At 36.4% G+C, this 12,017-nt stretch carries 11 protein-coding genes; 4 read left to right on the forward strand and 7 right to left on the reverse strand.

Annotation, left to right across the window (positions count from 1 at the left end):
* The first annotated feature begins 83 nt into the window (after positions 1 to 83).
* The 3 genes from ASG21_RS05625 to clpP all read left to right on the forward strand — a co-directional run bounded on the left by ASG21_RS05625 (position 84) and on the right by clpP (position 2,925).
* Positions 84 to 1,487, forward strand: coding sequence for a serine hydrolase (locus ASG21_RS05625; protein WP_056076912.1), 1,404 nt, complete (start codon positions 84 to 86; stop codon positions 1,485 to 1,487).
* Between the two features lie 106 nt (positions 1,488 to 1,593).
* Complete coding sequence (locus tag ASG21_RS05630; RefSeq protein ID WP_056076914.1) at positions 1,594 to 2,079, forward strand: hypothetical protein; 486 nt, start codon at positions 1,594 to 1,596, stop codon at positions 2,077 to 2,079.
* 159 nt (positions 2,080 to 2,238) lie between these two features.
* Complete coding sequence (gene clpP / locus ASG21_RS05635; protein WP_056076915.1) at positions 2,239 to 2,925, forward strand: ATP-dependent Clp endopeptidase proteolytic subunit ClpP; 687 nt, start codon at positions 2,239 to 2,241, stop codon at positions 2,923 to 2,925.
* A gap of 118 nt (positions 2,926 to 3,043) precedes the next feature.
* Here clpP and tpiA read toward each other — a convergent pair whose 3' ends face one another.
* From tpiA to ASG21_RS05655, 4 genes are all read right to left on the reverse strand, one after another.
* The gene (gene tpiA / locus ASG21_RS05640; protein WP_056076918.1) at positions 3,044 to 3,802 is read right to left on the reverse strand and encodes a triose-phosphate isomerase; all 759 of its coding nucleotides are present in this window, start codon (positions 3,800 to 3,802) and stop codon (positions 3,044 to 3,046) included.
* A gap of 132 nt (positions 3,803 to 3,934) precedes the next feature.
* Entirely contained in the window at positions 3,935 to 4,285 is a 351-nt protein-coding gene (locus ASG21_RS05645) for a TerB family tellurite resistance protein (RefSeq protein WP_056076919.1), read from the reverse strand.
* A 53-nt stretch (positions 4,286 to 4,338) separates the two neighbouring features.
* Positions 4,339 to 5,451: a BT_3928 family protein gene (locus tag ASG21_RS05650; protein WP_056082155.1), complete on the reverse strand. Its 1,113-nt coding sequence runs from the start codon at positions 5,449 to 5,451 to the stop codon at positions 4,339 to 4,341.
* Between the two features lies 1 nt (position 5,452).
* Complete coding sequence (locus tag ASG21_RS05655) at positions 5,453 to 6,019, reverse strand: DUF1599 domain-containing protein (RefSeq protein ID WP_056076921.1); 567 nt, start codon at positions 6,017 to 6,019, stop codon at positions 5,453 to 5,455.
* A gap of 263 nt (positions 6,020 to 6,282) precedes the next feature.
* On the opposite strand from ASG21_RS05655, the gene folP reads away from it, so the two are divergent.
* Complete coding sequence (gene folP, locus ASG21_RS05660) at positions 6,283 to 7,065, forward strand: dihydropteroate synthase (protein WP_082482439.1); 783 nt, start codon at positions 6,283 to 6,285, stop codon at positions 7,063 to 7,065.
* 194 nt (positions 7,066 to 7,259) lie between these two features.
* Here folP and ASG21_RS05665 read toward each other — a convergent pair whose 3' ends face one another.
* From ASG21_RS05665 to ASG21_RS05675, 3 genes are all read right to left on the reverse strand, one after another.
* Entirely contained in the window at positions 7,260 to 9,701 is a 2,442-nt protein-coding gene (locus tag ASG21_RS05665) for a hypothetical protein (protein ID WP_056082156.1), read from the reverse strand.
* A 105-nt stretch (positions 9,702 to 9,806) separates the two neighbouring features.
* Positions 9,807 to 10,043 (reverse strand): hypothetical protein, encoded by a 237-nt coding sequence (locus ASG21_RS05670; protein WP_056076925.1) that lies wholly within the window; start codon positions 10,041 to 10,043, stop codon positions 9,807 to 9,809.
* A 42-nt stretch (positions 10,044 to 10,085) separates the two neighbouring features.
* A partial coding sequence (locus tag ASG21_RS05675) for a hypothetical protein (protein WP_185113711.1) occupies positions 10,086 to 12,017 on the reverse strand: 1,932 nt, incomplete at its 5' end.

The raw sequence follows: 12,017 nt of genomic DNA on the forward strand, positions 1-12,017 counted from the left end.
AAATCAAATATTTTAGAATTATTAATCAAACTCACGTTAAAATAATTTTATCTTTGACTTTTAAGTTATTCAAATAATTCTCCATGAAAAAACTGTTTTTCTTACTTGTTCTGATGTTCACATCAAATATTTTGTTTGCTCAGACAGATCATCATTCTACGGCGATTAAAAATTTTCAGACTCAGTATAATTCTGGAAATTACGAGTCGGTTTTCAACTCTTTTTCGCCTGAAATGCAGAAAGCTCTGCCACTCGAAAGTACAAAACAGTTTCTTGAAGGTCTAAAGTCTCAGGCCGGACAAATCACTTCGACAAAACTTTCAACTAAAGAAGGTACAACTGCGATCTACAACACCAATTTTGAGAGAGCAACACTGGAAATTCATCTCTCACTCGATGCCGATAACAAAGTAAGTGGGCTTTTGATTCAGCCTGTGACTGAGAAACAATCAGCGACGAAAAGTGAAATCAATAATGCACTGAATACTTATCATAAAGAAATTTCAGATTTGATTTTTTCAAAAACGAAAGATTTTCCCGAAAATACTCAGGTTTCAATTGCTGTCATTAAAGATGGAAAAACAAATTATTACGGAATTTTAAAATCAGATAAAGCCGTTAAAGCATCAGAAAATCAAAATAAAGTTTTTGAAATCGGTTCGCTGACGAAAGTTTTTACTTCCACAGTTCTGGCTTCTCTCGTTGCTGATAAAAAAGTGAAACTCAATGATGAAGTCAACAGGTTTTATCCGTTTCCGTTTAAAAATAATGTGAAAATTACGTTTGAAACTCTAGCCAATCACACTTCAGGTTTGCCACGGCTTCCTGAAAATATTAACCTTTCTGATATCTCAAATCCGTACAAAAATTATGGAAGTGAGCAGCTTTACGATTATCTTAAAAATGGTTTAAATCTTAAAAATAATTCCGAGAAAAAATATGATTATTCCAATCTGGGAGCAGGTTTGCTTGGGCATACCTTAGCTGTGTCGCAAAAAACCGGCTTTACAGAACTTCTTCAGAAAAGAATTTTTGACAGATTTAAAATGAATAATTCGTTCACCAGCTCAAAGAATTTAGGTTCAAAATTGGTTAAAGGTTTAAATGCTGATGGGCAAGAGGTTTCTAACTGGGATTTTGATGTCCTTTTCGGTGGTGGCGGAATTTTATCAACAACTGAAGATCTTTCAAAGTTTGCCACAGCACAGTTTGACTTGAAAAATACTGATCTTACTCTGACGAGAACGCCCACATTTACAGTCAGCGAAAAAATGAAAATGGGTTTGGGCTGGCATATTTTAAAATCTCAGAACGGCAGTGATCTTTTCTGGCACAATGGCGGAACAGCGGGATATTCATCATCGATGACAATCGATACTGCAGGAAAAACAGCGGTTGTTATTCTGTCAAATGTTTCAGCTTTCAATCCTAAAATGGGCAATATCGACCAACTTTGTTTTGAACTGATGAAACAAATCGGGAAGTAAATTTTCGTGACTGATTTCTTGCTTCAGCAATTTTCATGCTTAAATACTATTGCTGTATTTGTTTCGTTTTAAATAAATTACAACTGTAATTTTAAAACTTAAAACCATGAAACAATATTTAATTTTATTCCTTTTTGTCGGTTCATTCTGCTTTGCTCAGGAAAAAGAAATTGTAAAAATCCTTAATAACGAACTTAAGAATGAGCTGAAAAATCAGTTTACCTATCCTCATTTTGATGGCGATACCGTCACGCTCACGAAAGAATTTTCTATCGATAAAAATAAAATTCTAAGTGTGGAAATCAAAAAACAAAATGGATTTCGTTTGTATACTGAAAGGCAGGAAGTACATCTGTCAAAAATTTCCAGTATCGGGAAAGACATCAATATAATTTTGAATTCGGATGGGGGAGATGTGCAGATCAAATCGAAAAGTGTTGACAAAGATAACAATCAGCAAACCCGCAGCACCAACAGCGAAACTTTTTTTACCTATCTGCATTTCAATAACAACGAGCATATCGGGAATAATCTCGTAAAGGCTTTTGCTAAAGCAGGCTACGTTGTTAAAAAGGTGTATTGGTACGATTAAGGACTTTCAAATAAATAGCAATGCACTTCATTTTAAATTCTTATCACCACTATTAAGAACATTTTTTCTGCTTAAATTTTTCGTGTTTCTGCCATAATGTCCTTACATTTGTTTGGAACGAAATTAGTCACTCAAAAGGAAAAGATAATTTAATTACCTATGGATATTAAAAAAGAGTTCAGAGATTTCTCTGTAAAACACTTAGGAAACAGCGGTCTTGCGACCGATCAGTATATGGGAATGTATGGGCCTACCAACCTTACGCCGTATATCATGGAAGAAAGAAGACTGAATGTGGCACAAATGGATGTATTCTCCCGTTTAATGATGGACAGAATTATCTTCCTTGGGACAGGCATTGATGATCAGGTAGCCAATATTGTTACTGCTCAGCTTTTGTTCCTTGAAAGTTCAGATTCTGCAAAGGATATTCAGATTTACATCAATTCTCCTGGTGGAAGCGTTTATGCAGGTTTGGGAATTTATGACACGATGCAAATCATTAAGCCAGACGTAGCAACCATCTGTACAGGAATTGCTGCTTCAATGGGAGCTGTACTTCTGGTAGCCGGAGAAAAAGGAAAACGTTCAGCTTTGAAACACTCAAGAGTGATGATTCACCAGCCAAGCGGTGGTGCACAGGGTGTAGCTTCTGATATGGAAATCAATTTAAGAGAGATGCTGAAGCTTAAAAAAGAATTATACGATATCATTTCTGAGCATTCAGGACAGACTTATGAGTGGGTTGAAAAAGCATCAGACAGAGATTACTGGATGACTTCTACTGAAGCCAAAGATTTTGGAATGGTAGATGAAGTTTTACAGAGATCGAAAAAAGAGTTGTAATTCGGTAATTCGAAAAATGTGTCAATTTAAAAATTGACCAGATACTAAAAAAGGGATGTAATTTGATATTACGTCCCTTTTTTTTATTTTCAAATTGACTCCCCGCCAAATTTTCAAATTAATTAAATCCTTCAATAATTTTAGAAAAATCTTCCACCTTCAAAGCTGCACCGCCGATCAGTCCGCCGTCGATGTCAGGTTGAGAGAAAATTTCTTTAGCATTATCAGGTTTTACAGAACCACCATAAAGGATTGACACTTCGTCAGCAACTTCCTGTCCGTACTTTTCTGCAATACTACTTCTGATGTGAGCGTGGATTTCCTGAGCCTGCTCCGGAGTAGCTGTTTCGCCGGTTCCGATTGCCCAAACCGGTTCATAGGCGATCACTACTTTTTTAATTTCTTCTGCTGACAGCGTAAACAAAGCCGTTTCGGTCTGTGTTTTTACAACGTCAAAATGCTGTCCTGCTTTTCTCTGCTCCAGAGTTTCTCCGTTACAGTAAACAGGAATTAAGCCTTTATCCAAAGCTAATTTCACTTTTTTGTTACAACTCTCGTCGTTTTCACCGTGGTATTGTCTTCTTTCAGAATGACCGATTAAAGTTCCGTCAGCGTCGATGGATTCAAGCATGTCGACAGAGATTTCTCCTGTGTAAGCGCCGCTTTCGTGCGTGCTGATGTCTTGGGCAAAAACTCCGATTTCGTCGTTTTCAAAAACGTCTTTTGCCATCATCAGATACAATGCCGGTGGCGCAATCCAAACTTCACAGTTGGCTTTGTTGCTCATGGTGTATTCCAGTAATTGGGTCATCAGCTGTTGAGCCTCAATTACGTTTTTGTTCATTTTCCAGTTTCCTGCAACTATTTTTCGTCTCATTATTTTATATTTTTCTATTAGGGTTTAGAATAAATTTTAATTGTTTGGTTAAGCGATAATTACCCAAAAATTTTCCTTACATAAGTGCTGGAGTAAGAAAGTTTTTGGGAATTTCAATCTGCGTGAGGCCTTCTAATTCAAATTCCAAAGGTTTTTCAAAAGCACATAGAAAGTATGCTCTTCATCGGTCACCACATCATCCGCTTTAATTAATGTTTTAGCAAATTGAATGAAATTCAGACGCTCCTTTTCAGTAGAATCCTCAAGAAAACATCTTCCGTGGAATTCAAAATGATCTTTCCACTCTTCAGGCTGAAGGAGAGCGATGGTTTCCAGCTCGTTATCCAGATTCATTTTGAATGGAAATTCGTCAGCCAGATATTGCTGAACGAGCATTCCTTCCTCGGGAGCAAATTCGCCGTCAACAGATGAAAGAATCATTAAAAGGTGATATCCGGCGATTGATTTATTTGATTTCTGCATGCTATAATTATTTAAGATTTAAAATTCAGGATTTAAAATTGATCAGTCTGCTGCTATTTTATGTAGTCTTTTGCAGGTTGCTTGTCGATTATTTTTCCGTTTTTTAAGGTTAAAACGAAAGGATTGCTTCTGGCGATGGTCTTAATGGCAGTCTCATCCATCATGGCATTTTTGACTGTTTTAAAGGTTGTCGGGATGGTAGACACTCCGTATTTTACAGCATTTTTATTCAAATTTACTTTCGCTTCCACCTGCTTCAGAAGTTCCGGAGAAACATCATGGGGATGGTAAGAAAAAATAATAACTGCCTCGGGAGCGTTCAGAATTTCGTCTGTAACCTCACCGCCTTCAGTATTTTCTACCTTGAATTTTGCTATTTCAGATTTGTAACCTTCTTTCACCAAAACAGATTCATTTTTATCTTCCTCAATTTTCCATGGAGTATTTTCTGCCCAATACTCGGTCTGCTTGATGTAATCGTCCTGATTGACTTTTCTTACCTCCTTTGTTTTTTCGTTTTTCATTGAATAGAAAGTCTTGTATTCAAAAGGGTTTGCAGCGATTTTTTTCTTTTCGGCATTCAGATCCGTACCTATTTTATAATCCCTGAAGTCAATCAGTGGCTCCTTAATAATTCCCACCGTCATAAAATAAATCAGAATCAGAGAGCATACGCCAAGAACAGTGTATTTTATTTTGGCATAAGAACGTGTCGGTTGTCTGTCGCTGTATTCATCGGTCTTTTGGAATTCTTTGCTGTAAAGAATAAACAGAATAATCAATCCTGCCAGAAGTACAATGTCTTTGATAAAACTCTGCCAGGGCGTAAATTTAATGGCATCTCCAAAACATCCACAATCGGTTACGACATTGAAATAAGCGGAATAAAAAGTCAGAAATCCGAAGAAAACACACAGTGCAATCAGTGCAGAAAGCGTGAATTTAAGTTTGAGTTTCAGCAAAAGCATCAGTCCAAGCCAAAGCTCCAGAACCACCATAATTATAGAAAAAAGCAAAGCAAATTTTTCCAGAAAAGGCATGTTAAAAACCGGAGGTTCAAAATATTCTTCCATTTTAAAAGAAAAACCGACCAGATCGACGGCTTTCACAAATCCGGAAGCGATGAAAATGATGGCAATGATGATGCGCAGTAAACCTTTAATCATATCAAATTGTTTTGGTTTCAGATTTTTGTTCTTTTTCAGCAAATTTTATCAGGCAGAAAACAGCGTAATTCAGCATGTCAAAATAGTTGGCATCCAGACCTTCGGAAACAATAGTTTTTCCCTGATTGTCTTCTATCTGTTTGGTTCTTAAAACTTTCTGGTAAATTAAATCGGTGATCGATGAAATTCTCATATCTCTCCATGCCTCGCCGTAATCGTGGTTTTTCTTTTCCATTAAAGCCTGGGCTTCAGCAGAATATTTATCATAAAGATTTAAAATTTCATCAGGGTTTTCATTAAAATCATTTGAAAGGCCTTTCTCAAGCTGAATTAATCCGATGATAGAGTAGTTGACAATCGCAATGAATTCTCCTTCCTCACTTTCGTCAATCATCTTAACATCCGTCATCTGTAAAGTGCGGATTCTGTTGACTTTAATATAAATCTGATCGGTGATTGAACTCGGTCGTAAAACTCTCCACGCGGCACCGTAATCGTGCATTTTTTTGCTGAAAAGATCTCGGCATTCACTGATGATAAGACCAAATTGTTCTGAAGTTTTTGACATACATTTTCTTAATCTTTCAAATATACACATTTTTGTCTTTTTAAACCGGACTTGAGACGGAATGACAGCATATAAAAGTTATGACATCAGTATAATTTTTTCTCAGAATAATCAACTTTTGATTTAATTTTGTGAGGTTAAAATACTGCAACCGAATGTCCCAAAACAGCTTGCCTGAACAAAGCTCAATTTTTACTTCTCAATCGCAATTTCACTCCATAAACTGCAATGGAAGACTTGTTGATTTATCTTCACCCAAAATCATGGGAATTCTGAATCTCACACCTGATTCTTTCTCAGATGGAGGGATATTTAATAATGAAATTTCTGCCCTTAAACATGCAGAAAAGATGTTTGCTGATGGTGCAGAAATCGTTGATATTGGGCCACAGTCTACACGCCCTAATGCTGAATTTTTAAGTTCTGATGAAGAGATAAAACGTTTGGGAAAAATTATTTCTTCCATTAAAAAAGAATTTCCGGAAGCCTTGATTTCTCTGGATACATTTTATGCAGAAACAGTAAAATTTGGTTTCAATGAAGGAATTGATATTGTTAATGATATTTCGGGAGGACAGTTTGATTCTGAAATGTTCAGAACCGTTGCAGAAAGCGGACTACCGTATATTCTAATGCACGTCAATCCGTCTTATGAAACGATGCATGATAAAATTAAATTTCAGGATATTACACTTTCGGTCAATCAGTATTTTTCAGAAAAAACTGCAGAACTTCTAAGTATGGGCGTGAAAGATATTATTCTCGACCCAGGTTTTGGTTTTGGAAAAACGGTGGAGGATCAGATGAAAATGATTAACGAAGTACAGTATTTAGGTTTTCAAAAATTTCCTTTACTCATCGGTATTTCCAGAAAATCTTTTATCTATAAACCTTTGGGGAAATCTCCTTCGGACATCAATGAAGAAACCCAAAAATTACATTTAAAAGTGTTGAAAAAGGATGCGAAAATTCTGCGTGTACACGATGTCGCTGAAGCGAGAAAAACGGTTGAGATTTTTCAGAATCCAGGAAAATTGAACCATTAAGAAATTTAGATGGTTAAGATTTTTTGAGTGAAATATTTAAAATATTCAGTAAGAAAACACCCTAAAAATTTGTCTGCAAATCTTTGATCCATCTTAAAAACTTCCTGATCTCAATGTTTCAAATAAAAAACCCCTCAAAAATAAATTTAGAGAGGCTTCATATTACTCATTGCCAATTACTCATTACTCATATCTTAGAATCCTAAAATTTTAAACTTAAACTGTACTGCAAAATTATCTTTAAATCCTGGCGTGTTGTAATGTCCTACACGGTAGAAAAACCCTAAATTGAATTGTGAAGAAAGGAAATTATTCCATTCCAAGCCTACTTCGTTGTACAAGTGATCGAGTTTTTGAAATTCAAACTGGTGCAATTCAGGATTTTTCATGTCGCCGATGATTCCACGGTAGATCAGATCAAAACTTGAAACATTTTTTCCGATACTTTTAAAATACCAAGGAATTCTGTGTGTAATATAGGTTCCGACAAATTTATCACTGTAATATTTTCCGCCTTCCATTGTCGCAAATCCGATGTAAGAAGTAAGGTTAAAATTAAAACCGGTTCTGCCGTTGGCCAATCCGTTCATTGTAAAATTTTTCCAGATCGGGGCGTCTCCCATAATCAATCCACCATAAAGACGAACGCCTGTAACTCCGATTTTCGTTTTGAAATTATGAGAAATCAAAGCATCTAATCTGCTGAAATTGAAATCTCCGCCTAAACTTTTGTAGCCCTGTTCATAGTTGAAATAAAACTCCGGAAACTGCTGATCGTATGTGTATTTTCCCTGCGAAGTCATGATGTTTTTAGAGTTCGGGGAATATTTTAAAGTAATTGTTGAGGAGGCGAAATCAAATTCCCTTCCCATATTGTTATAATTATAATCGAAAAGTGCTTCTTCGGTCGTTCTCTTTGCTGAAACGTTTAAAGTTAATCCGTTGGTAAGATCATTTTCATAACTTACTTTGAAACCTCTGTAACCGTTGAAAACGTTGTTGTTGATGGCTACTCCCGAGTTCATCAGTTTCATTCTGAAATTCCACAGATTTTCTGAAAAGCGTCCTGCTGCCATCACATCATCAAAATATTCCACTCTGAAAAAAGAGTTTTTCTCAAGCGTTGTTCTGATGTCGACACCAGCACCGAACTTAAAATCTTTATCATAAATTCCATAGGCAAAATAGGCATCAGGAGAAATGTATTTATTGAATCTCTCATTCAGTTTTGCTCCTGCTCCCAATCTGAAATGCTCGTATTTATTGTATCCGATGATTCTTGAAAGATCAAAATCTACCATTCCCAAACGGAGTTTTCCTCTGACTAAACCAGCAAGAGCTTTTGCTTTTTGATTCAGTTTGTATTTATTACTGAGGCTGTCGATTTTGGTGTAGGTCGTTTCCTCACGGTCAGAAAGTTCTTCCGTTCTATATTGATTTATCGTGCTGCCATCCGTATTTTCTACGCTTATACTGTATCCTTTAAAATTTTTAGGATTGGTTTCCGGATTGGTTTTAAAATCGAAATAATCTGCTGTTGCAAACGCGTAAGTTCCGAATTTCTTTTTGAGTTTTTTATTTTCTTCGGTTTCTTTTTCGTCCTTATTTCCGTCGAGGTTGAAGGCGGCAGAGCCCATTTTAAGTTTGAAATCCTCTTTTACCAAAAACCATTTTCCTTCGATTGGTTTCCAGATGCTTGTGATGGTACCGTCGCTTTTTACTTTAGAATTACTTTCAATTTTCTTTAAGGCATAAGATTCTTTATCAACATAGATATAACCGTTGAATTTTCTGTTGTTCTGAATTTTTTTGTATCCGACCTCACGGAATCTGATCACGTAATTCTGTCTACCGTCAATTTCAATAGAATCGGTCAGGAAAAAACGATAAAGATTTCTGTTTTCTTCTTTTATCTCCTTTGGAATATCGCTCCGGTTGGAACGGAAGGCAATCAACTCATAGATCGGTTCTTTCATTCCCGAAACTTTGTTGTCGAGAATATTTATTTTTTCGCCATGTTTTTCAGAATACAAAAATTCTGAGGCACGTTCCCACAAAAACATTTTGCTGCTTCCTACCAGTTTCATGATGTTTACAGATTCCAGAGAATCTTTTTTATCATCCGCTTTCATCGGTGTTTCCGGAAGGCTCTGTAACGAATCTATTCTTCTTGTGATAAATGAATTGTAGGCTTTTATGCTGTCTTCATCAATGTCGAGAGAGATTTTCTCATACGATTTGAAAGAGTAGGATGGAAGGCTCTGAGGTGAATTTTCTCTGTACCTGTTGTTCACTTCACGTAAAATACGCAGAGCTTCAGGGTCACTTTTGTTATCGAGAGTAACTTCCTGTATGGTTTTTGTTTTGGGGTCTTCGGTGCTTAGAAAGATTTCCATCACCTTGTCTACCACGACTTCATCTTCATAAAAACCGGCAGCAGAAACGTCGGCTTTTTTGCATTTGGTTTTAAATTCAAGTTCGCCCGATGCGTTGGTTTTTCCTAAAACAGTTCTGCCACATTTCACGGTCGCACCTGAAACAGGCTGTTGGTTTGCTGCATTTTTAACGATAATCTTAGACTGCGAATGCAAAGACGCACAGATTACAGCAAACATGAAAATAAAGATTTTTTGCATAAATTTTTTGAAGGTGTTTAAGTAAATCTTTCTGCTGAAAGACATACCTTTTGCCTAAGAAAAAACAATGCCAAGAAATACGTTTAAAATTTCCTTACGGAATTTTCAGTTTAAATGTGAAAGTTTTTCAGTAAACTGTTTCGAAAATTCTTTACGGTCTTCATCCAGTTTCTCTTTATTTACAGGTAAAATATAGTTGAAGAGAATAGTGTCGTCTTCGTTTAAAAAAATAATTTCTTTTTCTTCACCGTCGATCATCTGCGCAAAAATTTCCCACATGGAAACATCTCTTAGTTTTAACGTTTCAAAAAACAGGTCGGCCTTTATTTCGATTGATTTCATAAAATATTTACTGAGTGCAAAGCTAAATATTTCTGTTTAAATTTAAAATTGCAAAAGTTTCAGTTTGAACTGAAGAGCGAAATTTTCCTTGAAATTTCCTGTTGTATAATATCCAACACGGTAAAAAAGTCCTAAGTTGAAATAGCTTGAAAGAAAATTATTCCATTCCAGGCCAACTTCCTGATAGAGTTTGTCGAGCTGCTGGTAATCAAACTGATGATTTTGCGGTCTTTTCATCGCACCGAGCGTTCCTCTTAAAACCAAATCTACACTTGAAACATTCTGCCCAAAACTTTTAAAATACCATGGCAGCTGATGAGTAAAATAGTAGGCGATAAATCTGTCGTTGTAATATTTTCCACCCTCCAGTGTTGCAAAACCAAGGAAAGAAGTAAGGTTAAAATTAAGGTCACGGCTGTTGGAAGCCATCCCGTTCATCGTAAAGTTTTTCCAGATCGGAGCGTCGCCAAAAACCATTCCTCCGTAGAGTCTGAAGCCGGTGGTACCGATTAAAGTTTTGAAATTGTGAATAAAAAGCGCATCAAATCGGGTGTAATTAAAATCTCCGCCAAAAGCACTGAAACTTTTTTCAAAATTAAAATACAGCTCAGGATTTCTCTGTTCCACAATAGATTTGCCCTGCGGCGTCATAATATTCGTAGAATTTGGCGAATATTTAAGTGTGAAAAGTGTGTTAAAATTATGAAATCCGGCACCTTCATTTCTGAAATTATAATCAAACTGAGCTTCCTCAAAATTTCTTCTTGCCGCAAAAGCCAAAGTCAAACCATTGGAAACATCGTTTAAATAAGAAAGAGAAACACCTTTGTAATGATAATATTTATCGTTATTGATATTGTTTCCATAGTTCATCATCCGCATTTTGAAATTCCAGAGCCGGCGGTGAAATTCTCCTGAGGCAAAAACATCGTCGGTATATTCTATTCTGAAAAACGAATTTTTTTCTAATGTTGTTTTAAAATCAATCCCCAAACCGTATTTCCACGAATCATCTTTAAAACCGTAGGCGATGTAATAGTCCGGCGAAACGTAGGCATCGAAATTTTCGTTGACTTTGGTTTTTAAACCGACTCTCAGTCCTTCATAAAGGTTGTAGTTGACGAGCTCGCCCACATCAAAATCCAGACTTTTAATTCTGATCTGTCCGTTGATCAAACCGGTAGCAAATTTTGCCTTACTGTCGATTCTGTAAATCCTCCCAAGACTGTCTATGGTTTTGTAGGTCCGCATTTCGCGGTCACTCAAAGGTCTTGTCCGGTATTGATCAAGTGTTTTTCCGTCGGCATTTTTAAGATTGAAAGTATATCCTTTGAAGTCACTCTTGTGCTCCTCAACCGGAGACTGAAAATCGAAATATTCAGCATAAAGATAAGCGTATGTTCCAAAGCTTTTCCTGATCTTTTTCTGTGGACGTTTTGCCTGATCGTTTTCCTGCTCGGCATCTTCTTCCATCACCATTCTGCTCATTTCCATCTTCACTCTTTCTTCAGCCAAAAACCATTTGGAATTGTAGTAAATCCATGTACTTGAGACCCTGCTTTCGTCCTTTTCCCTGCTCAGACTCTCAATTTTTTTGATGCCGAAAGTTTCGGTATCAATGTAAACGGTTCCTGTAAATTTCCTTTTTTTAACGGGTTTCCTGTAACTGACTTCCCTGAAATTGATGACAAAAGTTTTCCTGCCATCCATTACAATCGTATCTGAAAGAAAAAAATGGTAGAGACTGCGGTTTTCCTGAGTAATCTGATGCGGAATTTTGTTTCTGTTGCTCTGAAGTGTGATCAGTTCATTGATCGGTTGTTTCAAACCTGATATTCTGTTGTCTAAAATGTTTATTTTTTCGCCGAATCTTTTGGAATATTTAAATTCCTGTGCGCGTTCCCAGAGGAAAAGTTTACTCCTTGCAAAAATCTGTCTTGCCGAAATATCACTCAGCGAATCCCGCTTTTTTTT

This window comes from Chryseobacterium sp. Leaf394, assembly GCF_001424105.1.
Taxonomy (GTDB): domain Bacteria; phylum Bacteroidota; class Bacteroidia; order Flavobacteriales; family Weeksellaceae; genus Chryseobacterium.